Genomic DNA, 25,529 nt, shown 5'->3' with positions numbered 1-25,529 from the left:
CGCGATTAACAACCTCAAATCAATTTATCGCACATCGAATTAACACGCTTTGCCTAGGTATTGAATAGACTGTGCAATATCATCTTTCAGTTTAAAGGTCACTTTACAACTAAAATTAATATCATAGGTGGGCGTTGCTGTCATGTCATAACGAATCACAGGCGCACCCGCCGCATTTGTACCTACGGTTGCATTAGCTCCAGCCATTGGAATGTTTAGTGGCCTGAGAATGGTATAACTGAGCTCTGTAGGAGTGCTTTGAATATTTTTAGAAGTTTGATAGCCCAATGCTTTGAAATCTAAATTCTGCTGAATTTCGGAACGACTTGAACCAATAAATTGTTGTAAATATTCATCTAAATTCATTTGCCTAGGTACATTGGTTTGGCATCCTGTTAAAGGAATTGTAAAACCTATTGCCCATAAAAGTTGTCGAGCTAACTTCATTGTTGCACTCCAAGGCCTACGACTCTATTTTAAATAGTGTAGTCTGAGTGCAATAAATAAACAAATTTCAGCTGGGGTGAATGAGTAAAATAGACAAGCAGAAACAGTCTATGCATTTGAATATCAGAGCAGAATGTGAGAATGTTGAATGATCAGCACTGGGAATGGATTTAAGCATTGAGCAGTAAAATTCACTTCAATATTCCCAAATAATGCTTAAACTCTATGGAGAACAGTGAGATAGATAAAGCGTGGAGCTAAGATTTAACTCAAACAAGATAGCTTTAACTTTAATTTAAATCATCATCTATAAAGCTTTGAAGATTCTAGATGTTTTGAAGAGAAGGTTAATGATGAGTTGATTAGATTTTAGAGAGTAAGAGAATACCTTGCCAAACGATAGCAATGGATCGATGAGTAAAATAAGAAGGATCGTGAGAATGAAAAAGCCACCTCAAAGTGGCTTTTGCTTCCGCTAGAACTTAGCGTGCACGATAAGTAATACGACCTTTAGTTAAGTCATATGGTGTCATTTCGACTTTAACACTGTCGCCAGTTAAAATACGAATATAGTGTTTACGCATTTTACCAGAAATGTGAGCAATCACTTCGTGACCGTTTTCTAGACGTACACGGAACATAGTATTTGGAAGCGTTTCGGTGACAACGCCTTCGAACTCGATAAGTTCCTCTTTATTGGCCATAGCCTACCTGATGATCAAATTGGAAAGGCGCAAATTATAGGCAATTTTTTATAGAAAGACAAGATTATTCGACTTTACAAGGTGGCAGATGACTTGAAAATAGGCGAACATATTGTTAAACAATTTCTACAAAAAAAAGCGGATAAATATTGTCAGTTTAGCCAATCGACTGTAATCTAAATCTGATGATTTAAGTATAAATGAATAACATACAAGGAAGGGCACTGCGTGAGTCAGCTAACTGATGCTTCGGTTGTTTTACGATTAGGCTATCAAGCGATCCGTCGTGCAGGATTGCCGACAGAAGAAATATTATCCAAGGCGGGAGTGACATTAAATCAAGTCGATCAAAATGCACGTACTCCGCTCAACGCACAATATGCTTTTTGGACTGCGGCTGAAGAGGTTAGCCGTGATCTTGATATTGGATTACATCTTGGTGAGCACTTACCTCTTTATCGAGGGCAAGTGATTGAACACCTATTTATTTCAAGTGAAAACTTTGGTGAAGGGCTCAAGCGCGCTTTGGCATATCAACGTTTAATTAGTGATGCTTTTCATGCGACATTGGTGGTTGATGATAATGGACGGTGCTATTTAACCAATGGTCAGCAGCCTTGGGGAGATAATATTGTCAATCGTCATTTTTCTGAATGTGCACTTTCTGGGATTTTACGGTTTTTTAAATTTATTACTGAAGGGCGTTTTGAACCGATTTATATCGATTTTAATTTCAGCCAAGGTGCTTCAGATGCCGAATATTTTCGTGTTTATGAATGCCCAGTAAGTTTGGGACAAAAAGAAACGCGTTTGTATTTTGATCCAGCCATTTTAGATTATCCATTGTGGCAAGCTGAACCTGAACTTTTACAGCTCCATGAGCAATTGGCGCTAGAAAAACTCCAAGAGCTTGCACGTTATGATCTTGTTGGGGAAGTTCGCCGTGCGATTGGTTCAACTTTAGAGAGTGGTGAAACCACACTGGAAACGGTTGCTGCTCAACTGAATATTACACCGCGCCGTTTGCGTACTCAGCTTTCTGAGGCAAATACCAGCTTTCAGCAAATTCTTTCTGACTATCGTTGTCGATTAGCTAAAAAATTATTGGCCAATACCAATGAAAGTGTAGAGCGTATTGTTTATTTAACCGGTTTTTCTGAGCCAAGTACGTTTTATCGAGCGTTTAAGCGTTGGACCAATGAAACGCCAGTGGAATATAGAAAACGTAAACAGCGTTGAGAAATTTTCCCTAACCTCTCTTTTATAAAACGAGAGGAATTCCTCTTCCTTTTTTCAAAGGAAGGGTTAGGGAAGAATTCGAAAATAAACTACTCTGGCATATTCAGCCAATGAGGGCCTAAAGGCATTTTAGGTAATTCGAATTGTTCAGGATAATCTGCATGGATGAAATACAAGCCATCAGGTGGTGCTGTGATTCCCGCAGCTTTACGGTTTTCAGCAGCAAAAATCTGATCGATATGATCAACCTCATACATTCCTTGACCAATTTCCAATAAACAACCCATGATGTTACGTACCATATGGTGTAAGAAACCATCGGCTTGAATATCTAAAACCAAATAATTGCCATGTCGGATTAAACGGCAGTGTTTAACATGGCGCACAGGTTGATTAGACTGACATGCGGCTGCACGAAAGCTTTCAAAATTATGCGTACCTTCAAACTTTTTGGCAGCTTCAATCATCTTATCGACATCGAGCGGATAAAATGCATGTGTCACTTGTTTATGTAATAAAGCTGGACGATTTGCAGATTGATAGACCACATAACGATAGCGCCGTGCTTGCGCTTTAAAGCGAGCATGGAAATCATGATCCATTTCTTTAATCCATTGGATCGAAATGTCTTTTGGCAATTGGCTATTTGAACCCATTAACCAACCACGCATTGGACGGATCGCACTGGTATCAAAATGTGCCACCATATTGGTCGCATGCACACCTGCATCGGTACGACCCGCACCGTGTAAAATAATGGGCTCATCAGCAATTTTACTCAGCACCTTTTCCATGGTTTCCTGAATACTTCGCACACCTGCTTGCTGAGTTTGCCAACCCTTATAACGAATGCCACAAAACTCAATACCAATTGCAAAGCGTTGCATAAAAACCTCTATTCAGGAAGATCATACCAATGGTCGTGCCATTGTTCCGAAGTGGGGTATTGTAAATAAATTTTGAGGATTTTGGCATAAAGATCTGCTTGACTGAGTGCATCGCTGACTAAAATTTTTGCATCTTTGATCCATTGACTCACTGCATAGCGTTGGTCCATACCGCCTAATGGGACTTGTGTGGAGAGAACCACTTGGCAGCCATTCAGTTGTAGTGCTTTAATTTTTTGAACAATGTGATCATTTACCGCAAGATTACCTACACCATAGGCTTGAATAATTAAAAAATGAGGTGGTTTAGTGAGTATCAAATCTAAATTATGAGCCAGCTGTTCTTGTTCGATAGGCAACATCATCCAATTGATAATATTGAGTGTTTTTGCTTTTTCAATATGTGTAAGTTGTACATTGATAACGTGAGGATCAATATTAATTTCCTGATCTACGATTTGTCCTCTAAACGCATCCAGTGCAGTGCTATGGGTTTTTAATGCAGTCCGAGCATGAATCACTTGGTGAAAAAAGGCGAGATAAACCCCCACAGGAAGGCTCATTACAGCATCTAATGCTGTATTTAAATTATCAATGGCATCTGTAAATTCACGAGTATTTTCACCTGAAATATTCAGAAGAGGGTACTGACTCCCCGTGATGACTACATGACAAGATTCAGCGAGGAATCGAGAAAGTGTCGCTGCAGCATAACTGAGTGTATCGGTACCATGAATAATGACAAAATGTTGGAAATTTTGTAGTTGAAGGCTTTGTATTTGTTGAATGAGTGCCAGCCAATCTGAGGCAGTGCAAGCACTACTGTCTTTAATATTCGGTGCTTTAAAACACTCAATTTTTAGATGCGATGGAAGTACGTGTTGTAGCCGAGGTAGAAATTCAGTCTCAGGCATTGGTGCCAAAGGCTCACCGACACAGCCAAAAGTTCCACCCATATAAATTAAAGCAATTTTCTTGTTCATAATAAAAAAGCAGCCATGAATGACTGCTTTATCTTAGAACGAATAGCTTTAAGAAGCTATTTGATTGAGTAATGTTTGAGACAATTGACGTTGTTCAGACGTATATTTTGATTCATTTTGTGAGAGAAGTTCACGAGCAGATGCATATGCACCCAAATCAATATATTGTTGAGCAAGGTCTAAATCTAATTGAATTTCATCCACTTGAGCTAATTCAGGGAAGGATTGAACCAAGGGATCACTTGAATCGACAGTTTGGTCTGTTTCAGCTGTTGATGGTGTTGCTTCAAGGTTTAACGCAGGAACTACTACTTCAGTCTGTTCTGTTTTCTGATCTAAATCAAAACTAAAAGTGGGTTGTGTTTCGGCTTCTTCGTTCGGGGTAAATTTAAACTCTAATTCATTTGGGTGTGTGACAGTTGTTTCTTCTTCAACTGTTGGCGTCGCAATTGGTTCAGCAAAGTCGAGTTTAAATTCGGTTGCAATTTCTTCTGCTGGTTTATCATTTACAACAGGAGTTGCTGTTTCAGCTTGTGTAAAACTAAACTCTAAAGGTGCAATATTTTCTGCTTTCTTTTCTTCAGTTGGAGCGGGAGCTTCAAATGAAAAATCAGCAGTAGGCGTTGTGTCTTTTTGAGTGATTGAGTCAAGATTAAATTCTAAGGGTTGAACTTGTTCTTGTAATGAATCATTTTGCCTTTCTGCATCAATTGAAGTGTCAAATTCAAGTACATTATTTGATGTTTGTGGTTCAGTCGAGTGTTCTGGCGTTGTTTGCGTATGATCAATTAAAGCGTCAAATGCAGCATGATTGCTTTTCGATTCAGACGTATTTGATGTAACAGGTTCAAATGCAATCGATTCAATTGAATTTTCAGTTTTTGCTTGAGTTGAGCTTTGCTTTTCCTTGGATTTAACAACAATCTCATCTAAACCCAGTGAGCGAATGTGGTTAATTAATTGATTAAAAGCAAACTCATCTTTTTGCGCTAAATGTATATCTATTAAATACAAATAAAGTTCATGCTGTGCATTATCTTGATTTAAAGCTTGATTGATTTTTGCTTCAGCAGAGGAGTAATTTTTATCTGAAATTAATTTCTCAATATTTGCTTTTAATTCAGGACTTAACGGTTTTGCGGTTTGCGTAATAACAACTTCTTCTTTAACAACAGCAGTTTGCCCTTGAGAAGTCGTGCTACGTGCAGTACGTGCTACATTTTTCTTCGCAGTCTTTTTATTATTATTCTTTTTAGCGCTGGCGTTAGAACTGGTATTTTCTTTATTGGCATCTTCACGTTTTTTTAAAACGATGGCAACAACCAACAGTAAAATAAATGGAATCACATACAACAACATTTTATTTCCCCTTCATTGAGCACAATGAATCAATATCCTAAATACATTCTAACTTTTTGGCTGTTTTACATTTTGTTGCTGCAATTGTTGTTGCAATTGCGCAAGCCGAGCATTTAATAGTTGAATTCGTCGGTTCTTTTCTTGTAAAGCCGATGCAAGTTGAGTTACGTCCCTCTGTAATTTAACCGTTTTTTCACGGGATGTCATAACTTTTGTAGATAATTCAGTATTTGTCTGATTCACCTGAGTATTTTTCTTGGCAGAGCCTTGTGGTACATTTTGCTCATTATCAGCAATCAAGCTCATTTCTGCTTGGTCTAAACGGTACTTTGCAGATCCTGACTGTTTTCTTGTGGTGATTGGCGCAGTTGGTGTTTTGTATTTAACTTGAGGCGTTTGTTTATAACTTGCCGCCAGATTTAATGCAGCACCACGACGAATACGATTAACGTCGCCTTGAATAAATGCATTGGCATTATTTTCTTTAATTTGTTTCATGACTTCAGGAATACTTTGATGTGTTTCAGCAGAAATTCTTGAAGCGATTGTCCAAAGTGATTCATTGGCTTGAACAACATGTTTAGGGGCATTGTTATTGCTGACTTTTTTGACTTGTTGTTTTTCTGATGGTACCGTTTTTGCTGTTTCAGGTTTTACTTTTGCCGTTTCTGTTTTTTTGGCAATTTCAGGTTTAGGCTTTGTCGTTTCTGTCTTAGCCTTTTCAGCTTGAACAGTTTCTGACTTCGTTGTTTCAGGCTTAGATTGTGTAGTTTCAGTCTTTGCTGCCTCAGTTTCAGTCTTCGCTGTGACTACTTCTGGTTTAATTCCTGTTTTTTGCACATCTAGAATTTGTTGAGCGGCTTTTATCGGTGTTACAGATGCTTGTTGAGTGATTGCTTGAGTATTTTTAGAATAATTCACTGTTTTGGTTTGAGAGGTAGTATTTTGCACGGCTTGTAAAGTTGGTGGTGCAGTAACACTAATGACCAATGGTTGTTGTGCATTTGTTGAAGCAGAAAGTACAGATTTTACTGTGTTGGTAGATGTAGGCGCAGTACTATGTGCCCGATATGAGGTACTGCTTGGTAAGTTAAGAGCAATATCTTTTTCACTAACAATGATTTGTGGTGTCAGTAATTTCTCATTCCCTGTGGCATTCGGTTTCGCTATGGGGATATTTGGACGACCACGAGTTAAAGCTGTTTTTATTTGTTGAAGATGTGTCGCACTTCCTTCTTTTACTTTTAATAAAATATTCAGTTCTGGGTCTACCATCGGACGTGAGGAAGTGATGACGATAACTCCAGTACCATCATGAGAACGTCGTGTATAGAAATTTAAATGCCCTGGTGGCTGATTTGCAAATCCGACACTCATCATGTCTTCTGTGTCTGCTAAACCAACTTCAACTTTTTCATTTGGATTGGCATTACTAAATTTCATCTCAGCATAAAGTAAATCCCCAGATCCAGATTGAATTTGAATCGGGGTGAGCGTGATCGCACTCACTGTTTGCGAAGTCATGATGGTTAAAATGGCGATTTTTAATTTGTTATATCTAGTCATCTCTATCCATTGTTCTGACGAAGTACAAGCCTCTAAAATTATACAATACCTAGCTGTATTCTAAATGTAAAATTTTAACATTGTGGTTACATAAATATAGTTACATAAAAAAGCCGATCAAGATAGATCGGCTTTTTTTAATGTCGAGTTTTTTTACGATTTTAACTATTTTTGTAGTCAATTAAAATACGTAACATACGGCGTAAAGGCTCAGCAGCACCCCAAAGTAATTGGTCACCCACTGTGAATGCGCCTAAATACTCTTTACCCATGTTGAGCTTACGTAAACGACCTACAGGTACAGACAAAGTACCTGTTACAGCCACTGGAGTAAGATCAGTCATGGATGCTTCACGTGTATTTGGAACTACTTTTGCCCATGGATTAGACTGACGAATCATGTCTTCAATTTCATCAAGCGGTACATCTTTCTTCAATTTCAATGTTAATGCTTGAGAATGACAACGCATCGCACCAATACGTACACAATGTCCATCAATCGGAACGATTTGAGAATTACCTAAGATCTTGTTGGTTTCAACTTGACCTTTCCATTCTTCCTTCGATTGACCATTTTCAAGTTGCTTGTCGATATAAGGAATCAACGAACCAGCTAAAGGTACGCCAAAGTTTGCAGAAGGGAAGCCTTCGCCACGTTGTAATTCAGCAATTTTACCATCAATATCTAAAATAGCTGAGCGTGGATCGTCTAATAGGTCTTTAGTATTATTATAAAGATAACCCATACCTGTAATCAGCTCACGCATGTTCTGCGCACCAGCGCCAGAAGCCGCTTGGTAAGTCATCGCCGTCATCCATTCCACCAAGTTTTGTTGGAATAAAGAACCCATGCTCATCAACATTAACGAAACTGTACAGTTACCGCCAACGAATGTTTTAGTACCATTGATTAAACCATCTTTGATGACATTTAGGTTAACTGGGTCAAGAACGATAATTGCTTCATCATCCATACGTAATGTAGACGCTGCATCGATCCAGTAACCATTCCAACCTTCAGCTTTTAGCTTTGGGAAAACTTCAGAGGTATAATCGCCACCTTGGCAGGTAATAATGACATCCATTTGCTTCAGACTGGTAATGTCCGTCGCTTCCATAAGTGCTGGAGCAGTTTTACCACCAAAAGCAGGGGCTTCACCACCTGCATTACTGGTAGAGAAATAGAATGGCTCAAAATGAGCAAAATCATTCTCTTCAACCATACGTTGCATAAGGACGGAACCAACCATCCCGCGCCAACCGACCAGACCTACTTTCATGTCACTTTGCCTCGGTGCGTTAAAAAATAAAAAGGGGGCTTGAGTGTATCAAAAGGGTGTGTAACTGCAATAGCATACACAATGAAAACACAACTATATTGTGCAATATATCTTGTTTATGATACATGCAAAATTGATATTAATTTATGAATGAATAAAAAATTAAGAATATAAGAGTGACAAAATATGATTTGGATTGAAGTATTGGCAGTTGTTGTGATTTGGCTGAGCTTTTGGTCATTGATTCCGCGAGATGAGTGGTGGTTTCGTGGAACAGATTTTCCAAGACTACAGATCTTGGCTTTAGGTATTATCGCCTTATTGTTTTTGCTATTTTGGAAAGCACCGTGGGATCTAAGCCGTGAAGTTATTTTATTCTTTCTAATCGCAGCTTTGGCCTTTCAGTTGAAGATGGTTTTACCTTATACCTTTTTATGGAAAAAACAGGTTAAGCAGGTTAAAAAATATCAATTAAATCGTGATCAACAAATTTCAGTCATTGTTTCTAATGTGCTTACTCCGAATCAGCAATATCATTTACTGATTGAGCAAATTGAAAAACATCAACCTGACATTGTACTCACCTTAGAAACAGATCGAACTTGGCAAAATGAACTTGCTAGAATTGAAAATGACTATCCATATCAAGTTCCTGTTCCTTTAGATAATTTGTATGGCATGCACCTCTACAGCAAATTAAAACTGGTGGATACAGATGTTAAATTTATTTTGAGTGATGAAATTCCATCGATTCATACGACCGTTATTTTACGTTCTGGACAAGCAGTACAGCTTTACTGTTTACATCCTAAACCACCAAGCCCGACTGAAGCCAAAGATTCAACATTACGTGATGCTGAATTGCTGATTGTCGGAGATCAAATTAGAGATTTAGATGAAAGTTGCATTGTGATGGGGGATTTAAATGATGTCGCATGGTCACGTACAACACGATTATTCCAAAGGATCAGTGGCTTGCTTGATCCGCGAGTAGGGCGTCGCTACATCAATACTTTTCATGCGGATTATAAGTTTTTAAGATGGTCTTTGGATCACCTATTTCACAGTACGGATTTTGCCCTAGTACATATGGAACGTTTGCCTCATATTGGATCAGATCATTTTCCTATTTATGTGGTTTTGCAAACAGGGCGTGTCTTTGAGCAGATTCAGGAAGAACTTGAACAGTCAGATGTAGATGAGGTAGAAGCACAGCAAGCGATCCAAGAAGGGATTGAAAAAGCTGAAAAAGAAGAGAAAAAGGTGACGGATGAGATTACAGATTCTTATCGGCGAGATTGAAAACGGTTAGACAAAAATAATGTGAAATGGTTCAGATTTGTAAGAAATTGCTTACATGGATTTAGTCCCGAAGCGGATAGTATCACAAAGCATTTGGGCTTAATCTTTACTCATCGGCAAACGGATTGGGAAAGGAAGAGTCCCGCTAAGGAAGACGAAGCTGATGGAATAATCATCATGGATTTGATGTTGGAATGGATCACCAAATAAAATAAAAATAAGACACGAAAGCACAACCTCATAAGCCCGAGTTTTGCAGGATGCAGAACTCGGGTTGTGTTTTTTATGGAGATTGAAAATTAAAAAGACATCATTTTTCGATAAGCACGTAAAGCTATCGAGTGTATTTCTTAAAGTTAAAATTTAGAGATTGAACCCATTCGATTTAGTAAATTTTGTCATAGCCTTGAGGGCGAGTTTTAAAGCGGCGATGAAACCACATATATTGCGTTGGTGCGATACGAAGCTGATTTTCAATGATTTTATTGACACGAATTGCATCATTTAACTCATCTTCGCTCGGTAAAGGATCAACAGCAGGTTCAATCAAAACATGATATTTAGGATTTTTAATATCACCATCACGATAAAAATAAAGCGGAATAGCAACAGCCTTCGATATTTTCAACAAACGACGATGTGCAGTTACCGTTGCTGCGGGTGTTCCAAAAAATGGCGCCATCACCCCTTGTTTTAAACCAAAATCTTGATCTGGACTATACCAAATTGCATCACCATCTTTTAAATGGCGAATCAGCCCACGCATATCATCATGGTCAATTTGAGCTTTATAAATGGTTGCTCGACAACGGTAGATCAGCATATCTAAAAGAGGATTGTTTTGCGGACGGTAAACCACATCAGGTTCAAAGAATTGCGTACATAAATAACCGCCTGCATCGAGCATGGTGCTATGTGTTCCAAGCAATAGAATGCCTTTGCCTTGTTGTTGCGCTTGAGTGATGTGTTCTAAACCTTCAATGCTGACACGATTTTTAAACCATTGTGGGGAATACCAAGCATTTAAGGTCTCGAAAACGCCAATCATTTGGTCGACAAAAACTTGACGTGAATTTTCAATCACTTGTTCGGGAGACCATTCAGGAAAACAGACTTCTAAATTACGTATCGTGGTTTTACGGCGTGATTTAAGACGATTAAACGCAATATTGCCTAACACTGTCGCCAAACGATGCTGAATCGACCACGGTAAAATGGCAAGTATCATAAGGAATACGATAGCAATCCAAATGCCCCAATATTTAGGTTGCAAGAATGCCCAATAAAATTCTCCAGGTTCGTACTGATGCTTTTTGCTCATAGCAATTTTGTAAATTTGGGGTAAGTTAAGACTGAAAGAAGTGTAGCATGAAGCTGATTAAAGTAGAAAATTGCATGCTAAACAGAGCAATTCGGTAGGACCTAAGATCTGTTGTATTCTCAACACATGACAAAAATATTGGATGTGTTGAGATGGATAATGAATAACAAGGATATTGAAAATGAAAACGCTACGTTTGATTCAAGGTGATATTACGATTCAAAAAGTAGATGCGATTGTCAATGCTGCCAATACTTCTTTATTAGGCGGTGGTGGAGTTGATGGTGCGATCCATCGTAAAGGTGGTTCTCAAATATTAGAAGATTGTCAAAAAATAAGAGCAAAACAAGGTGGTTGTGCGGTTGGTGAAGCAGTGATGACTACAGCAGGGACATTACCCAGTCGTTATGTGATTCACACAGTGGGACCCATTTGGCAAAATGGTCAGAGTGGTGAAGATGAATTACTCAAAAATGCATATTTAAATAGTTTGAAGCTTGCAGAAAAAAACCAATTGACCACCGTTGCATTCCCAAATATTTCAACAGGTGTTTATCATTTTCCTAAACATCAGGCAGCGAATATTGCGATTCAAGTCGTGCTTGAATATATGCAAAATGCTCAGAGCTTGGATGAAATCAATTTTGTTTGTTTTGATTTGGAAAATTTTAAAATTTATCGTCAACAGCTTGCTGAAGTTGATCAAAATCAATTTCACGTTTTAGGTATATAATTGAATTTGTTTAAATAGAAAAATATTGCCATGAGAGATACTTATTTAGATACCAGTAAAGCTGTTCTGATCTTTCTCGTGGTATTGGGACATTTTTTAGAAAGAATGATCGGGTGGAATGATCCAATCGGGCATACGTTATTGGGTGCGATTTATTTTGTGCATATGCCTGCATTTATTTTTGTTTCTGGCATGCTATTTAAAGATAAGAATTGGTTTAAAAATATTTTATTTTTTATCTCACTGTATCTTCCTTTTCAGATTTTATTTCCGGCTTTTGATACGATTTGGTCGGGTCATTTTCAGATCAATTGGAATTTATTTGAACGGCCGTATTGGATTCTGTGGTACTTGCTTGGCATGATGGTTTGGACATTACTGACGCACTTTTTGATCAAAACAAAATTTGCAGTTTGGATTGCTTTGATTTTGGCATTGTGTGTAGGCTTAAGCCCTTGGAATAACTATCAATATTCTATTGGGCGAATTTTTACGTTCTTACCATTTTTCGTGATTGGTGCTGTTTATGGCAAAGCAATCATTCAAAATATTCGATCAATTTGCTATGCAGAGTGGTTTGGATTATTGGTCCTTTTATGCATTGTTAGTTTTGTTTATTTAAGCCAAATCAATCAATTCTGGCTGTATGGAAGTTTAAGTTATCAACAACTTAAAGTCAGTGCATTGGATGGCACTTGGATGCGACTAGGGTGTATGGCTATTTCAAGTCTAGGGATTTTTGCTATTTTCGCCATTGTAAAGCTATTCAAGTCTCGTTTTCTTAAACTCGGCACAAATACTTTACCTGTTTATTTACTGCATGGTTTTGTCGTGATTGTTATTTCACGGTACTGGAAATTAGAGACTCATATTTTTATCGAGATTGTGATTTGTATGGGTTTATCTGTGGTGACCTGCTGGGTTTTACAACAGCAATTTTTTGATATGTTATTAAGAAAAATGTCGTTGTGGTTAATAAAACCTGTTGAGAGATTAGGTTTGAAATAGTATGAATTTTATATGGTTATGAATAGTTTAAAGCGTAGATAAAAACCAAAATTAGCGTTGAAGATTGTATTAGATCCCAATGTGCTTTGATCTTGAGTTTAAATGATTGAATTATATATAAAATTAGAAGCGATATCACTGATATAGCTTCTAATTTGGGAGAATTTCATGCGTTTTATGATTTGGCTACTGGTGCTTTATCCTCTACTTTTTTAGGTGCTGTTTTTGCTGCACTATGTTTTTTAACATGATTTGTCTGATGCTGCTTATGTGTTTTGTGTGTAGCTGTTTGATGAGTTGCTGGTTTTTGTGTTGTATGTTGTGCAGGTGTTGCTGCCATTGCTGAACCTGCAAAAACGGCTGTAGTGAATGCTGCGATTAATAATGATGTAACTTTTTTCATAATGTCTACTCTCTGTTTAAGCGCTTTGATATGTTCGATATCTGGTTAGATTCGATAGTGTTATATTCAATGATTTATGTGGAAAGATCATGGAGTAAATGTAGTATTAAATAGTTGGAATGCAATGAATTTTTGTAAGATTGAAGTGCTATGGTAACGCCAAAGATATTTTAAAGTTAAATTAAGATTTCTATGAATAATGCATCTCGGTTTTATTGTTCTACTCAAACTTAATTATTTCTGAAAATTTTTAAGCAATGTTGAAATGTATTGAATGGATGAGTTCAGTATTTTTAAATGTGAACCGTTGTAAAAAACTCCGCACGATGGCGGAGTTTTTTACACGCTTTAGATTAACCTTTGATCAGGTTTTCTAATTCTTCCCAACGCTCTAATTTTTCCATAAGCAACTCGTCAATTTCTGTTAGACGTGCTGAAAGTTGCATGGCTTTGTCTGCATTTGAAACAAATAAAGAACCATCTGCAAGCAATTTATTAATTTCAGCTTGTTCCTTTTCAAGCGCTTCCATTTCCGCAGGTAACTGCTCTAAAGCGCGTTGATCTTTATAGCTCAACTTTACTTTTTTGCTCGATACCTCAACAGGCGCAGTCGCTGCTTCAGCTTTAGCAAGGGCTTTTTTCACATCACTTTTTTGATCAACGACTTTCTGATCAGGACGTTGCTCTAAATAATCTTGATAACCACCAATGTACTCATCAATATTACCTTTGCCATCAAAGACCCAAGTGGATGTCACAACATTGTCCATAAAGGCACGGTCATGTGAAATCAATAACAATGTTCCCTTATAACCACTCAACATTTCTTCAAGTAATTCTAAAGTCACCATATCCAAGTCATTGGTTGGTTCGTCCATCACAATCAGGTTAGATGGTTTAAGCAATAATTTTGCTAAAAGAATACGATTACGTTCACCACCAGACAGTGCTTTTACAGGTGTGCGGGCACGTTCAGGAGAAAATAAAAAGTCTTGTAAATAGCTGTAAATATGACGGCGTCCACCATTCACATCCACAAAGTCAGAGCCTTCTGAAACGTTTGCCATGACTGATTTTTCAAGATCTAAAGCATTACGCAATTGGTCAAAATAAGCCACTTCAAGCTGTGTACCTGTTTTCACAGAGCCACCATGCTCAAGTTCGCCTAAAATTGCTTTGACTAAGGTTGTCTTACCAACACCATTATCACCGACTAAACCAATACGATCGCCACGTAAAACCAAAGCTGAGAAATCATTGATAATGGGTGCATTATCGCCAAAAGCTACACGTAAGTGTTCAATGTCAAAGACCAACTTACCAGAGCGATTAGCGTCCTGTGTTGCCATGCTCACTTTGCCTTGTTGTGAACGACGGGCTTTAGATTCTTCACGTAAGTCTTTAAGTGCGCGAACACGACCTTCATTACGTGTACGACGAGCTTTAATACCCTGACGAATCCAAACTTCCTCTTCAGCTAAGCGTTTATCAAATAAAGCATTTTGCTTTTCTTCGGCTTCCATTTGCATTGCTTTTAATTCTAGATAACGTGAATAGTTACCTTCGTAGCTACGCAAAGTGCCACGATCAAGTTCAACAATCCGGGTCGCAATACTGTCTACAAATGAACGGTCATGTGAAATGAAAAGTAATGTTAAATTATTTTGATCGAGTAAAAATTTCTCTAACCATTCAATACTTTCAACGTCCAAATGGTTCGTCGGTTCGTCGAGCAATAACACATCAGGTTGAGTCAGTAATGCACGTGCCAAAAGAACACGACGTTTACGACCACCCGATAAATCTGCAAGATCGGCTTCAGGGTCTAAACCCATTTTACTTAGAATAGAATTAACTTTGGTTTCTAAAGCCCAACCGTCAAGGAGATCTAATTTATGTTGTAAATTCCCCATACGATCACAAGCTTCCATATCGCCCAATACACATGCATCACTGGCTTCATGGTATTCTTTGAGCACTTGAGCAGCTTCGCCCGCACCTTCGGCAACGATGTCAGCGACTTTACCTGAGTCCATAGGGACATCTTGGGCAAGCATGGAAATGGTGATCCCGTTTTGTAAGGCAATTTCACCACGATCAGGCAATAAACTTCCCTCAATAAGCTTGAGTAAAGTAGACTTACCTTCACCGTTACGACCAATCAAACAGACTCGCTCGCCACGTTCTAAATTGAAGTTTGCGCCGTCGAGCAGGGCAGGTCCACCAAACGCGAGTTGGACATCCCTTAACGTAATATAGGCCATACTGTTTCCTAAACATCCCAAATGAGGACTTAAAATGACTAAACATAAAAATCTTGATGATCAGGCGCCATTTTCCGCACCCATAGAAGATTTGCAAGTCCGAATTGCATTTTTAGATGATTTAGTCGAACAATTAAATGACCAAGTGACTCAACAAAGCTTAGAACTTGCTGATTTAAAAAAACAAATGCAATTATTGTATCAACGTGTGGAATCTTCAGATTTGTCAGAAGGTATTGCAACATTTGATCCAATGACCAATCGTCCGCCGCATTATTAACAGATTCTGAATTTTTATGTGAATTCAAATCGTTGAATATGACACTCAGTCTGTTGGAAATCGTATGCAATTTGTCGGTTTATTTGATATTTCTATTTGACCTTTTCTTGAAAGCTCGTTGTAATGCATCACTTTAGATAAATAGCAAACTCTTTAACCATGCAGAATAAAGTCGTTTTACTTGATCTTGAAAATAATATGCCATCGGCAAAAATGCTGAGAGATATTGTTGAGCATTATCCAACTTTATATCTGTTTAATTGTGATGGTGGTTTTCAATACTCGCTAGAAGATTTAACTGAATTTTCAAGTTGGGTCAGTAGCGGACAAATCGTGATTTTAGAAACGGCACACGCTGCTCAAAAAGAATTTGAATATGCTGTTGTTGTGGGGCAATTGATGGCATTGTTGGCATCGGAAACACATATTGAAGTGATTTCTGCAATGTCTGATAGTGAAATGCTCATTGATCTTTTATGTAGTTCAGATTTGAGTTGTAGTTTGATTCAGACGCAATCAGACACAGATCTACAAGAACATCAATTTAATCTTCCAAGCTCAACAACCATTCAAGAAAAACCTTATTTACAACTGGTGAAAAAGTATTGCGATGCTTTAGGCAAAATGTCTGGAAAGCCGAATACGATTGAAAAATTAAGAAATTCTATTGGCAATGTCTTGCATATTGTTCCAGAAAAAGCACAGCATTTGGTGGGTATGTTAATTAATCTAAGAATTGTGAAACGCTTTGATGAACAGGTTTCATTTCGTAAAAAAGTATTAAAACAATGGGTTGCTTTACAAGTTGAACAACCTGAAATTGTAAGTGAAATGAGTCTAGATGCAGCAGAGACAAAAGCTCAACCTAAAATGAAGGTGGAGAAAATTGATCAAATTTTAGAAAGTTTAAAGCAAAATGCTGAACAGAAATTAAGTGATACTTTACAGCAAGATGCAACTGAGCATGTGCAAAAAGCACTTTTTAAAAATTTTGAAAAAATTGATCCAGTACAGATAGAAGTTATTCGTAAATTGAATGATTTGAAAAATAATAAACCCAAAGATATTTATGAGCTCAGAGATGTATTGGAACAATTATTTCCGAAGTCTGATATTCGATTGTTACTCAAAGAACTGATTGAAAAAGGCTATATTTACTGGAATGGGCATGAAGTTGTATATAGTCATGAAATGTATTTAAACTAATTTCTCTTTGCTATTTTTGCTAGATTTAGGTCTTAATAAAATAGAAATTTTTATTATTATTCCGTTAAATTTATGCTGTATTGAGGTTTAGAAAGTCGATTAAACCACAATTTTAAAATCGTTTAAGATTTATTCTTAAAAATATTGAATTGAAAATTGGGTTAAATTAACATTGTTTTTACTTGTGAATTATTAATTATTTCATATGGTTATTACATTTTATGTTTCATGTGGTTGAATTCTATTTGCAAATTAATTTATCTGACAAACTTGCGTTTTATATTCAGCTTATGCAACTCTAATATAAGCAATAAAAGGTGAACTATGGAACACACTGGTCTTTGGGTTGCGCTCATTATCATTATTTTTGTATTGGGCTCGATTTTTGGTTTACGCGTAAGCCCTAGAGAAAAAGCATTAGGTTTAATGCGAGAAAAGGCCCGTAAGATGGGTTTATACCCTCGTTTAGTGGCTGCACCCGATTGGACTAAAATACCGAAGGCAACAGAAACAAGAGCGAGTATGGTGGCATATTATAGTGTGCTTATTCCAGAAGCTCGGTTGCCTCTGATGCGTGCAAGAGTTGAAGATTCAAAATTAATCATCATCCAAGGGGATGCGAAATTTAATGATCTTCCCATTGCATTAAAAGGTATTTATGCTATTGATATGCAAGCAAACTGTGTCGGTATGTATTGGGATGAAGAAACAGACCTAAGAGCGACGCAACTTGATGATATGAAAGCATTTTTACTTAATTTGGCTGAATTTTAATTTCATAAACACAGGATAATTGGTTCATTATGGCGAAAGCTCCTCGGTCCACAACAAGCAAAAGCACTACAGCAGACTCTCCTAATGCTGGAAAAAAACGTGCCTTAGTGATTGTGGAGTCGCCTGCAAAAGCGAAAACCATCAATAAATATTTAGGCTCAGATTATATTGTGAAGTCATCGGTAGGTCATGTTCGTGATTTACCTACAGGTGGTTCAAGTAAATCGACAGAAAAAAAGCCTGTTACTCGTACTAAATTAACTGAAGCACAGAAGGCTGAAAAAGCACAAACAGCTTTGGTCAATCGTATGGGTGTAGACCCTGAACATGACTGGAAAGCACACTATGAAGTGCTGCCTGGCAAAGAACATGTTGTTGCTGAACTGAAAAAGCTTGCTTCGCAAGTTGACGAGGTTTATCTCGCAACGGACTTAGACCGTGAAGGGGAAGCCATTGCTTGGCATTTAAAAGAAGTGATTGGTGGTGATGACTCACGTTACCAACGTGTGGTCTTCAACGAAATTACTAAGAATGCCATTCAAGATGCATTTAAGCATCCAGCACGCCTTGATATTGACAAAGTCAATGCACAACAAGCACGTCGTTTCTTAGACCGTGTTGTTGGCTTTATGATTTCTCCATTACTTTGGGAGAAAATTGCCCGTGGTCTTTCAGCAGGCCGTGTGCAATCTGTTGCAGTTAAACTTGTGGTAGAGCGTGAACGTGAAATTCGTGCATTTATCCCTGAAGAATATTGGCAAGTTTTTGCAGATACCAAGTCTCAGAAAGAGGAAATTCGTTTAGAAGCCGTTAAACAAAACGGTAAGACCTTAAAATTACAAAATAAAGCACAAACAGATGCTTTATTGAGTATTTTGAATGGTGCTGAGTATAAGGTTGCAACACGTGAGGATAAACCGACTAAGGTCAATCCAAGTGCGCCTTATATCACATCGACACTTCAACAAGCAGCAAGTACACGTCTAGGTTATTCGGTAAAGAAAACCATGATGCTTGCGCAACGTTTGTATGAAGCAGGTTTTATTACCTATATGCGTACTGACTCAACATTCTTAAGTGATGATGCTGTCAATATGGTACGTACACATATTGAAACTGAGTTTGGTGCAAAATACGTTCCTGCAAAACCGAATCGTTATGGTAATAAAGCTAACGCACAAGAAGCCCACGAAGCGATTCGACCATCCAATGTTGCCTTGAAAGGTGACAGTTTGGTAGGTGTCGAACGTGATGCACAACGTCTTTATGATTTAATTTGGCGTCAGTTTGTTGCATGTCAAATGACACCAGCAGAATATTTATCATCAACGATTTTAGTCGATGCGAATGGTGTCGAGCTTAAAGCCAAAGGTCGTACGTTGGTTTTTGATGGTTTTACTAAAGTTCGTGGTCAGAACAAATCTGATGATGATGTACTTTTACCTGCGGTTAAAGTGGGCGAAGTACTAAAACTTGAAAAACTAGATCCATCACAACATTTTACTAAGCCACCTGCACGCTTTACTGAAGCCTCATTGGTTAAAGAATTAGAAAAGCGTGGAATTGGTCGTCCTTCGACCTATGCTGCGATTATTTCAACTATTCAAGATCGTGGTTATGTGAAGCTTGATAATCGCCGTCTTTTTGCAGAAAAGATGGGTGAAATCGTCACAGATCGTTTAGATGAAAATTTCAATAACCTCATGAATTATGCATTTACCGCAGATTTAGAAGGGCAATTGGATAAAGTTGCGGATGGTCAGCGCAATTGGAAAGAACTTTTAGATAGTTTTTATGGTGATTTCAAAAAACGTTTAACGACTGCTCAGGGTGAAAACGGTATGCGCCGTAATTTACCTGTAGAAGTGGAAGCTGTACATTGTAAAGAATGTGAGCGTCCAATGCAGATTCGTACTGGAACGACAGGTGTATTCCTTGGATGTTCAGGGTATAACCTACCACCAAAAGAACGCTGTAAAGGAACGTTGAATTTAACCCCAGTTGAGTCATTGGCTATACTTTCAGATGATGATGGTGCTGAAACTGCCGATTTAATGTCGAAAAAGCGTTGTCCAGTCTGCGGTACTGCAATGGACAGTTACGTGATTGATGGTGGTCGTAAACTGCATATTTGTGGGAACAATCCTGACTGTGATGGTTATGAACTTGAAGAAGGTGAGTTCAAAATCAAAGGTTATGATGGCCCAACCATTCCATGTGATAAATGTGATGGTGAAATGCAGTTGAAAACGGGTCGTTTTGGTCCATATTTCGCATGTATGAGCTGTGATAATACACGTAAAGTATTGAAAAATGGTCAGCCTGCACCGCCACGTGTAGACCCGATCAAAATGGAACACTTACGTTCAACCAAACATGATGATTTCTTTGTGCTTCGTGATGGTGCGGCAGGTTTATTTTTAGCTGCAAGCAAGTTCCCGAAAGTGCGTGAAACACGTGCACCAAAAGTTGCTGAATTACGTTCTGTTGCAGATCAACTTGATCCGAAGTATCAATTCATTTTGAATGCACCTGATGAAGATCCAGAAGGTAATCCGACATTGGTAAAATTCAGCCGTAAAAACCAAGCGCAGTATATTGGTTCAGAAACCCCAGAAGGCAAACAAACCAAATGGTCGTTGGTTTATCAAGATGGAAAATGGGTTGAAGCCTAAGTTGTAAAAATAATTTATAAAATGCTCACTTTGGTGGGCATTTTTTATATGATAAAGGTTAATCCATAAAAATAAGTTTAGTTTAAAAATGATTCCAATACGCTCGATTGCTGTATCCGCTGTTTTATTATCAGAAATAGAAGGCGAATTAAAAATCCTATTGATGAAACGCGTCAAGCAAGGTTTTTGGTGTCATGTTGTTGGCAAAGTAGAAACCAATGAAACAGCGAGTCAGGCTGTCCTTCGTGAAGTTGGTGAGGAAACAAGCATTCAAGTACGCCAATTATTTAGTGCGGATTACATAGAGCAATTTTATGAAGCAAGTCAGAATGTGATCGAAATGATTCCTACATTTGTAGGATTTTGTGATAAAAATCAAGCTGTGGTTTTAAATGATGAGCACACAGATTATAAATGGTGTAGTTTAATTGAAGCGAAAGCGTTGGCTGTATTTTCAAATCAGAAAAAACTCTATGATTTTGTTTGGGAGCATTTTGTTATAAATAAACCAGAAGTATTGTTAGAAATTAAATAAATATTAAATTTTACCCGTTTATTAAACATTATCTCATAAAGATTGAGGTTGAAGATGTGGAAAAAAATTAGAGTTACACTTTTACTTGTCATTTTACTGGTTGTCGGTATCAATGCTTGGCGAGATATGAATCAAGATTGGTCTAAACCGATTGTTGTTTTAATTCATCCAATTAATGCAGATAGACAAGCAACGACCTCACGATATATTCAACAAATTTCGAGTAATGATGCCATCGAAATCCAAAACTATCTACAAACAGAGTCTAAAGAATTTCGTGATCAACCCATCGCATTTCATTTTAGATTAGGGCGAGAGCTGACAGTATTACCACCAAAAACGCCTGATAATTCGAGCGCATTAGATAATATTCTATGGAGTCTGAAGTTTAGATTTTATGCATGGAAACAACATGAGGGTGTTGATGGATCTCCTTCAGTGACTCTATATCTCAACTTTTATGATCCTCAAATTCACAAAACGTTAAAACATTCCACAGCCTTAGAACGTGGTCGTATTGGAACAGTAAATCTGTTTGCCTCTCGTAAACAAAGCGGCAGTAATAAAATGGTTTTAACACATGAACTACTGCATACCTTTGGTGCAAAAGATAAATATGACCGTGCAACAGGGCAACCAATTTATCCGCTTGGTTATGCCAACCCTGAACAACGACCTTTGTACCCACAACAACGTGCTGAGATCATGGGAGGCTATATCCCAATTTCTCAAACCAAGAGCAAAATACCGAACAATTTGCATGACACCATGATTAGCCGTTTAACTGCGCAAGAAATGGGTTGGGTGAAATAAGTCTTGTTTAATCCATATTTTTGATCAAGAACAAGACAGTCGTTTTGTTCTTATTTGGATGCAGATTTTATACAGACAAAAACTTGAATTAGATCAACAATAAAATTAATCAATAACAACGAAGAGAAGAATATGCGTACAGTTGGAAATGATTTAATTCGTCATCAGTTACATGAAAATCGGAAATGGTATTTGCTACTTGGAGCATTATTGGTCATTTTTGGATTGGTTTTACTTGCTTCATTGGGAATGGCGACACTAACCGTTGTGGTTTTATTTGGTATATTGATGATGATTGGCGGTGTATTACACCTGATCGCAGCATTTAAAATTTTTGATGGAAGCTTCCGTTGGTTATGGGCGCTATTTGGCATATTGTATTTTATCGCAGGTTATTATGCTTTCAAATCGCCAATCACTACGGCTGTAGTATTAACGAATCTATTGGCAATTATTTTATTGATTGGTGGTTTTATACGCGTCTTTAACGCATTTATATTGAAGCCTATGTCTGGTTGGGGTTGGACATTATTTTCAGGTTTACTGACTTTAGCAACAGGTGCAATTATTCTTGCATCTCCAGATGCGCCATTTTGGGTATTAGGTATGTTCTTAGGTGTAGATATTTTATTCCAAGGCGTAAATTATCTAACTTTTGCGGCGGCCATTAAAAAAATTCCACCTGCAAGTCATTCTTAAAAATAAAAGATTTAAAAACAAAAGATTAAAAAAGGAGTCTAATTTAGACTCCTTTCTCGTTTAGCGCAGATCAGCTTCTAGCTTTAGTTTGATGATGAATTTGATTTTTTAATTATGGATTGACCGCATATTGGCTTGAAATCGCGATACGATTCCAAGTATTAATCACAATTGCAACCCATTCAATTGCACTAATTTCTGCTTCAGATAATACTTTTGCAGCTTCTTGATAGGCTGAGTCTGGGAAATGTTGAGTGGCAATTAAAGTCATTTCTTCAATTAAAATTAAAGCAGCTCGTTCTTTCTCTGAAAAATAACCACTTTCACGCCAAGCACTAATCAATGCAATACGTTCCATAGATTCGCCTGCTTTAATCGCATCTTGCGTATGCATACGAACACAGAAGGCACACTGGTTAATTTGAGAAGCTCTTAATTTAAGTAAGTGAGAGAATCCGACATCAAGTCCAGCGTGTTGAACTTTTTGCATAGATAAGTTTTCAAGTTCTAATACCGTTTTATAGAGTTCAGGGGCGGTTTTGCCTAAATTTACACGTTGCATATATAACCTATTTTGAAGAGAGAATTATTGTTCAGAATGATTTTATCTGTAAAATGAATCTCACTTTGTTTAGTTTATGCATAAAAATAATCATGAATAAAAGCTATAAGATTTCTTTCATTCTCTCTGCTATGGTGAGTATCGTATTTTTCATGGCTAAAGAATTACAACAAGACGGTATTCGTATTGATTTTGGGATAGGTGTGATTCTCGGTTTCTTTGCATTGCTGATCATAATCGCATGTTACTTCTATCTACGAGGTGAAGAAAAATTTAAGAAATGAAGAAAAACGATATTTAAGTAAAAAAGAAAAGCCGAGTGATTAAGAAATCATGTTATTAATAAAATCAACATTCTAAAAAATGATGAATGATGAAAACTTTTATTTTAGCGCCTGATTCGTTTAAAGAAAGTATGACTGCTGAGCAAGCATGTATTGCGATGCAACGTGGTATTCAAAAAGCGATTCCCGATGCTCAATTTATCCATGTTCCAATGGCCGATGGTGGTGAGGGGACAGTCGATGCATTGATTACTGCTAGGAAGGGGCGACAAGTTGCGATTCAAGTATCAGGCCCATTCCCTCATCAGAAAATAGATACCTATTTTGGATTGATTGATGATGATAAAACCGCTGTTATTGAAATGGCGATGGCAAACGGGATTCATCTCATTGAAAAATCAAAACGCAATCCGTTATTCACCAGTACCTTTGGTACAGGAGAAATGATTAAAGCGGCTTTGGATCATGGTGCAACTAAAATTATTATTGGATTAGGCGGTAGTGTCACCAATGATGCAGGTGCAGGTATGGCACAGGCTTTAGGTGCAAAATTTCTAAATCAAAATGGTCAAGCGGTTGAACAAGGTGGAGGACAACTTGATCAAGTTTATACGATTGATCTTTCAGGCTTAGATGCACGATTAAAAAATACTGAAATCCTGATTGCCAGTGATGTGAATAATCCTTTATGTGGTGAAAATGGTGCATCACATGTCTTTGCACCGCAGAAAGGTGCTCGTCCTGAAATGGTTAAAATTCTAGATCGTAATCTGAATTATTTTGCCGATCTCGTAAAACGGCAATTCGATATCGATGTTAAACATATAGCAGGTGCAGGTGCCGCAGGTGGTTTAGGCTTTGGACTCATGGTTTTTGCTGCTGCGAAAATTCGTTCAGGGGTTGAAATGATCATTGAAGAAACACAGCTTGCCGAAAAGATTGTGCATGCAGATTATGTTTTTACTGGTGAGGGTGGTATTGATTTTCAAACCAAATTTGGGAAAACGCCTTTTGGTGTAGCTCAAGTGGCAAAGCGTTTGAATAAACCTGTAATTGCCTGTGCGGGGTATATTGGTGAGGGGATTGAAGAACTCTATGTAGAAGGATTCACTGCTATTTTGGGGATTGTTGATGGCGTATGTGATTTGCAGACAGCGCTAAAAAATGGTGAGAGAAACTTAGAAAGAACCTGTGAAAATGTGGCACGACTTTTGAAATAATGAACTGAGAGAAATGTATGAAAAGAATAATGTTGGGGGTCTTATTGCTCTGTATCCAAAGCTTTAGTTTTGTATGGGCAGATGTGACACAAGATGTACAAAATCAATTAAATCAAGGTAATAAAACTTCTTTTCGTTTTGCAGATAATACTATTCAAACCATGGCATATTTAATTGAAGGTGAAAAAGGAATTAAAATTATTATTGATAAAAATGTTGATACTAAGCAGAGTTTTGCTATCAATTTAAGAGATCAAAATTTCCTCGCTTATCTTGAAATGACGACTCAAAAACTGGGGTTAAAATACCAAGTTATTGATTCAAAAACGATTCGTATCTATAAATAATAGTGTTCTTTTTATTGAAAAATTACAGTTTCTGTTCTAAATATTTTTGAGCAAACTTCACTTCATCATCATAAGCTTGCTGATCTTTAGGAATCGGTAGTTTGATACTTGGCGGAATACCAATATTATCAATTTCTTGTCCCGCACGACGATGTACATAGGATGTTGCATACCATAAAGACAATTTGGTAGATGGTGTTTTTATGTCTCTTAAATTAGAAGCATCTAATACTCCATAAGTATTTCTACCCATGGTCACAACCCTTGGGTTTTGTCGAACAGTTTTAACAAACTCTTCACCTGAACTTCCACAATCTTCATCCGTCAGAACAACAACCTTTTTAGGGTTTGCTAATACATCTTTTTTCTTAATTTTGTCTACAAATAATGATGCATTGCCTTCTATATAGACCCAATCATTTTTATTTTGTTCCATTTTATTGATGATTTCGCCAATCTTCTTTTTTGTTTCGGTATCGGGTATCACTTTTTTTAGGTCTTTATAAGCTTGAATATTCGTTGGTGAAGTGTAAAGTTGTGGTATTTCACTCCAATATTCGGCTTCACCAAGTAGTTTATATACAGGTTCAGCAGAACTGTCCTGACCTCCAGCATTTTTACGCAAATCTAAAATTAAA

At 37.5% G+C, this 25,529-nt stretch carries 26 protein-coding genes; 14 read left to right on the top strand and 12 right to left on the bottom strand.

What is annotated here, in order from left to right:
• Window positions 1-39: 39 nt before the first annotated feature.
• Together CDA10_RS15125 and infA are read right to left on the bottom strand one after the other, a co-directional pair.
• The gene (locus tag CDA10_RS15125; RefSeq protein WP_089606410.1) at window positions 40-447 is read right to left on the bottom strand and encodes a hypothetical protein; all 408 of its coding nucleotides are present in this window, start codon (window positions 445-447) and stop codon (window positions 40-42) included.
• Between the two features lie 482 nt (window positions 448-929).
• On the bottom strand, window positions 930-1,151 hold the full coding sequence (gene infA / locus CDA10_RS15120) for a translation initiation factor IF-1 (RefSeq protein WP_001284370.1): 222 nt from the start codon (window positions 1,149-1,151) through the stop codon (window positions 930-932).
• Between the two features lie 228 nt (window positions 1,152-1,379).
• Between infA and CDA10_RS15115 the strand changes: the two genes are divergently transcribed.
• Window positions 1,380-2,390 carry an AraC family transcriptional regulator gene (locus tag CDA10_RS15115; RefSeq protein ID WP_089606409.1) on the top strand — a complete coding sequence of 337 codons (1,011 nt, stop codon included), beginning with the start codon at window positions 1,380-1,382 and terminating at the stop codon, window positions 2,388-2,390.
• An 89-nt stretch (window positions 2,391-2,479) separates the two neighbouring features.
• Here CDA10_RS15115 and truA read toward each other — a convergent pair whose 3' ends face one another.
• From truA to asd, 5 genes are all read right to left on the bottom strand, one after another.
• Entirely contained in the window at window positions 2,480-3,277 is a 798-nt protein-coding gene (gene truA / locus CDA10_RS15110; RefSeq protein ID WP_089606408.1) for a tRNA pseudouridine(38-40) synthase TruA, read from the bottom strand.
• Window positions 3,278-3,285: 8 nt separating this feature from the next.
• Window positions 3,286-4,260: an asparaginase gene (locus CDA10_RS15105; protein WP_089606407.1), complete on the bottom strand. Its 975-nt coding sequence runs from the start codon at window positions 4,258-4,260 to the stop codon at window positions 3,286-3,288.
• 48 nt (window positions 4,261-4,308) lie between these two features.
• On the bottom strand, window positions 4,309-5,619 hold the full coding sequence (locus tag CDA10_RS15100; protein ID WP_089606406.1) for a FimV/HubP family polar landmark protein: 1,311 nt from the start codon (window positions 5,617-5,619) through the stop codon (window positions 4,309-4,311).
• A gap of 48 nt (window positions 5,620-5,667) precedes the next feature.
• A complete protein-coding gene (locus tag CDA10_RS15095) occupies window positions 5,668-7,185 on the bottom strand; it encodes a FimV/HubP-related protein (RefSeq protein WP_089606405.1) in 1,518 nt (505 codons plus the stop codon).
• Window positions 7,186-7,346: 161 nt separating this feature from the next.
• On the bottom strand, window positions 7,347-8,465 hold the full coding sequence (gene asd, locus CDA10_RS15090) for an aspartate-semialdehyde dehydrogenase (protein ID WP_089606404.1): 1,119 nt from the start codon (window positions 8,463-8,465) through the stop codon (window positions 7,347-7,349).
• A 186-nt stretch (window positions 8,466-8,651) separates the two neighbouring features.
• Here asd and CDA10_RS15085 point away from each other — a divergent pair, with 186 nt between their 5' ends.
• Window positions 8,652-9,767 carry an endonuclease/exonuclease/phosphatase family protein gene (locus tag CDA10_RS15085; protein ID WP_089606403.1) on the top strand — a complete coding sequence of 372 codons (1,116 nt, stop codon included), beginning with the start codon at window positions 8,652-8,654 and terminating at the stop codon, window positions 9,765-9,767.
• Window positions 9,768-10,152: 385 nt separating this feature from the next.
• Here the strand turns inward: CDA10_RS15085 and CDA10_RS15075 are convergent, their stop codons facing one another.
• Window positions 10,153-11,088 carry an LpxL/LpxP family acyltransferase gene (locus tag CDA10_RS15075; RefSeq protein WP_089606401.1) on the bottom strand — a complete coding sequence of 312 codons (936 nt, stop codon included), beginning with the start codon at window positions 11,086-11,088 and terminating at the stop codon, window positions 10,153-10,155.
• Window positions 11,089-11,269: 181 nt separating this feature from the next.
• Between CDA10_RS15075 and CDA10_RS15070 the strand changes: the two genes are divergently transcribed.
• Complete coding sequence (locus tag CDA10_RS15070) at window positions 11,270-11,821, top strand: O-acetyl-ADP-ribose deacetylase (RefSeq protein WP_089606400.1); 552 nt, start codon at window positions 11,270-11,272, stop codon at window positions 11,819-11,821.
• Between the two features lie 30 nt (window positions 11,822-11,851).
• Entirely contained in the window at window positions 11,852-12,829 is a 978-nt protein-coding gene (locus tag CDA10_RS15065; RefSeq protein ID WP_089606399.1) for an acyltransferase family protein, read from the top strand.
• 175 nt (window positions 12,830-13,004) lie between these two features.
• Here CDA10_RS15065 and CDA10_RS15060 read toward each other — a convergent pair whose 3' ends face one another.
• Together CDA10_RS15060 and CDA10_RS15055 are read right to left on the bottom strand one after the other, a co-directional pair.
• Window positions 13,005-13,232, bottom strand: a complete 228-nt coding sequence (locus CDA10_RS15060) for a hypothetical protein (protein WP_089606398.1) — start codon at window positions 13,230-13,232, stop codon at window positions 13,005-13,007.
• 353 nt (window positions 13,233-13,585) lie between these two features.
• Window positions 13,586-15,496, bottom strand: coding sequence for an ATP-binding cassette domain-containing protein (locus tag CDA10_RS15055; RefSeq protein WP_089606397.1), 1,911 nt, complete (start codon window positions 15,494-15,496; stop codon window positions 13,586-13,588).
• Window positions 15,497-15,530: 34 nt separating this feature from the next.
• On the opposite strand from CDA10_RS15055, the gene CDA10_RS15050 reads away from it, so the two are divergent.
• The 7 genes from CDA10_RS15050 to CDA10_RS15020 all read left to right on the top strand — a co-directional run bounded on the left by CDA10_RS15050 (window position 15,531) and on the right by CDA10_RS15020 (window position 22,478).
• A complete protein-coding gene (locus CDA10_RS15050) occupies window positions 15,531-15,776 on the top strand; it encodes a SlyX family protein (RefSeq protein ID WP_089606396.1) in 246 nt (81 codons plus the stop codon).
• Window positions 15,777-15,935: 159 nt separating this feature from the next.
• Entirely contained in the window at window positions 15,936-16,982 is a 1,047-nt protein-coding gene (locus tag CDA10_RS15045) for a hypothetical protein (protein WP_089606395.1), read from the top strand.
• A 324-nt stretch (window positions 16,983-17,306) separates the two neighbouring features.
• A complete protein-coding gene (locus CDA10_RS15040) occupies window positions 17,307-17,756 on the top strand; it encodes an ammonium transporter (protein WP_089606394.1) in 450 nt (149 codons plus the stop codon).
• Window positions 17,757-17,785: 29 nt separating this feature from the next.
• Window positions 17,786-20,431, top strand: a complete 2,646-nt coding sequence (gene topA, locus CDA10_RS15035; protein ID WP_089606393.1) for a type I DNA topoisomerase — start codon at window positions 17,786-17,788, stop codon at window positions 20,429-20,431.
• Between the two features lie 88 nt (window positions 20,432-20,519).
• Window positions 20,520-20,966: an NUDIX hydrolase gene (locus CDA10_RS15030; RefSeq protein WP_089606392.1), complete on the top strand. Its 447-nt coding sequence runs from the start codon at window positions 20,520-20,522 to the stop codon at window positions 20,964-20,966.
• Between the two features lie 54 nt (window positions 20,967-21,020).
• On the top strand, window positions 21,021-21,779 hold the full coding sequence (locus tag CDA10_RS15025; RefSeq protein WP_089606391.1) for a hypothetical protein: 759 nt from the start codon (window positions 21,021-21,023) through the stop codon (window positions 21,777-21,779).
• Window positions 21,780-21,911: 132 nt separating this feature from the next.
• Window positions 21,912-22,478, top strand: coding sequence for an HdeD family acid-resistance protein (locus CDA10_RS15020; RefSeq protein WP_089606390.1), 567 nt, complete (start codon window positions 21,912-21,914; stop codon window positions 22,476-22,478).
• 112 nt (window positions 22,479-22,590) lie between these two features.
• Here CDA10_RS15020 and CDA10_RS15015 read toward each other — a convergent pair whose 3' ends face one another.
• Window positions 22,591-23,040, bottom strand: a complete 450-nt coding sequence (locus CDA10_RS15015; protein WP_089606389.1) for a carboxymuconolactone decarboxylase family protein — start codon at window positions 23,038-23,040, stop codon at window positions 22,591-22,593.
• 92 nt (window positions 23,041-23,132) lie between these two features.
• Here CDA10_RS15015 and CDA10_RS15010 point away from each other — a divergent pair, with 92 nt between their 5' ends.
• The 3 genes from CDA10_RS15010 (at window position 23,133) to CDA10_RS15000 (ending at window position 24,891) form a co-directional block, all read left to right on the top strand.
• Window positions 23,133-23,324, top strand: coding sequence for a hypothetical protein (locus tag CDA10_RS15010; protein WP_157909364.1), 192 nt, complete (start codon window positions 23,133-23,135; stop codon window positions 23,322-23,324).
• Window positions 23,325-23,410: 86 nt separating this feature from the next.
• On the top strand, window positions 23,411-24,544 hold the full coding sequence (locus CDA10_RS15005; protein WP_089606387.1) for a glycerate kinase family protein: 1,134 nt from the start codon (window positions 23,411-23,413) through the stop codon (window positions 24,542-24,544).
• A 17-nt stretch (window positions 24,545-24,561) separates the two neighbouring features.
• On the top strand, window positions 24,562-24,891 hold the full coding sequence (locus tag CDA10_RS15000) for a hypothetical protein (RefSeq protein WP_157909363.1): 330 nt from the start codon (window positions 24,562-24,564) through the stop codon (window positions 24,889-24,891).
• A gap of 22 nt (window positions 24,892-24,913) precedes the next feature.
• Here CDA10_RS15000 and CDA10_RS14995 read toward each other — a convergent pair.
• Window positions 24,914-25,529: S41 family peptidase (locus CDA10_RS14995; protein ID WP_267284021.1), on the bottom strand; the 616-nt coding region annotated here is incomplete at its 5' end.

It is taken from the genome of Acinetobacter piscicola (genome assembly GCF_002233755.1).
Lineage (GTDB): Bacteria > Pseudomonadota > Gammaproteobacteria > Pseudomonadales > Moraxellaceae > Acinetobacter > Acinetobacter piscicola.
The sequence above is the reverse complement of the archived record's forward strand: the minus strand, read 5'-3'. Positions and strand labels throughout refer to the sequence as shown.

What these genes read in the sequence shown, in the direction of transcription:
- CDA10_RS15085 (WP_089606403.1), top strand. Translation starts at nt 8,652, where the DNA reads ATGATTTGGATTGAAGTATTGGCAGTTGTTGTGATTTGGCTGAGCTTT.
- topA (WP_089606393.1), top strand. Translation starts at nt 17,786, where the DNA reads ATGGCGAAAGCTCCTCGGTCCACAACAAGCAAAAGCACTACAGCAGAC.
- CDA10_RS15005 (WP_089606387.1), top strand. Translation starts at nt 23,411, where the DNA reads ATGATGAAAACTTTTATTTTAGCGCCTGATTCGTTTAAAGAAAGTATG.
- CDA10_RS15105 (WP_089606407.1), bottom strand. Translation starts at nt 4,260, where the DNA reads ATGAACAAGAAAATTGCTTTAATTTATATGGGTGGAACTTTTGGCTGT.
- truA (WP_089606408.1), bottom strand. Translation starts at nt 3,277, where the DNA reads ATGCAACGCTTTGCAATTGGTATTGAGTTTTGTGGCATTCGTTATAAG.
- CDA10_RS15020 (WP_089606390.1), top strand. Translation starts at nt 21,912, where the DNA reads ATGCGTACAGTTGGAAATGATTTAATTCGTCATCAGTTACATGAAAAT.
- CDA10_RS15025 (WP_089606391.1), top strand. Translation starts at nt 21,021, where the DNA reads ATGTGGAAAAAAATTAGAGTTACACTTTTACTTGTCATTTTACTGGTT.
- CDA10_RS15015 (WP_089606389.1), bottom strand. Translation starts at nt 23,040, where the DNA reads ATGCAACGTGTAAATTTAGGCAAAACCGCCCCTGAACTCTATAAAACG.
- CDA10_RS15125 (WP_089606410.1), bottom strand. Translation starts at nt 447, where the DNA reads ATGAAGTTAGCTCGACAACTTTTATGGGCAATAGGTTTTACAATTCCT.
- infA (WP_001284370.1), bottom strand. Translation starts at nt 1,151, where the DNA reads ATGGCCAATAAAGAGGAACTTATCGAGTTCGAAGGCGTTGTCACCGAA.
- CDA10_RS15010 (WP_157909364.1), top strand. Translation starts at nt 23,133, where the DNA reads ATGAATAAAAGCTATAAGATTTCTTTCATTCTCTCTGCTATGGTGAGT.
- CDA10_RS15070 (WP_089606400.1), top strand. Translation starts at nt 11,270, where the DNA reads ATGAAAACGCTACGTTTGATTCAAGGTGATATTACGATTCAAAAAGTA.
- CDA10_RS15000 (WP_157909363.1), top strand. Translation starts at nt 24,562, where the DNA reads ATGAAAAGAATAATGTTGGGGGTCTTATTGCTCTGTATCCAAAGCTTT.
- CDA10_RS15055 (WP_089606397.1), bottom strand. Translation starts at nt 15,496, where the DNA reads ATGGCCTATATTACGTTAAGGGATGTCCAACTCGCGTTTGGTGGACCT.
- CDA10_RS15065 (WP_089606399.1), top strand. Translation starts at nt 11,852, where the DNA reads ATGAGAGATACTTATTTAGATACCAGTAAAGCTGTTCTGATCTTTCTC.
- asd (WP_089606404.1), bottom strand. Translation starts at nt 8,465, where the DNA reads ATGAAAGTAGGTCTGGTCGGTTGGCGCGGGATGGTTGGTTCCGTCCTT.
- CDA10_RS15050 (WP_089606396.1), top strand. Translation starts at nt 15,531, where the DNA reads ATGACTAAACATAAAAATCTTGATGATCAGGCGCCATTTTCCGCACCC.
- CDA10_RS15100 (WP_089606406.1), bottom strand. Translation starts at nt 5,619, where the DNA reads ATGTTGTTGTATGTGATTCCATTTATTTTACTGTTGGTTGTTGCCATC.
- CDA10_RS15040 (WP_089606394.1), top strand. Translation starts at nt 17,307, where the DNA reads ATGGAACACACTGGTCTTTGGGTTGCGCTCATTATCATTATTTTTGTA.
- CDA10_RS15095 (WP_089606405.1), bottom strand. Translation starts at nt 7,185, where the DNA reads ATGACTAGATATAACAAATTAAAAATCGCCATTTTAACCATCATGACT.
- CDA10_RS15060 (WP_089606398.1), bottom strand. Translation starts at nt 13,232, where the DNA reads ATGAAAAAAGTTACATCATTATTAATCGCAGCATTCACTACAGCCGTT.
- CDA10_RS15030 (WP_089606392.1), top strand. Translation starts at nt 20,520, where the DNA reads ATGATTCCAATACGCTCGATTGCTGTATCCGCTGTTTTATTATCAGAA.
- CDA10_RS15045 (WP_089606395.1), top strand. Translation starts at nt 15,936, where the DNA reads ATGCAGAATAAAGTCGTTTTACTTGATCTTGAAAATAATATGCCATCG.
- CDA10_RS15075 (WP_089606401.1), bottom strand. Translation starts at nt 11,088, where the DNA reads ATGAGCAAAAAGCATCAGTACGAACCTGGAGAATTTTATTGGGCATTC.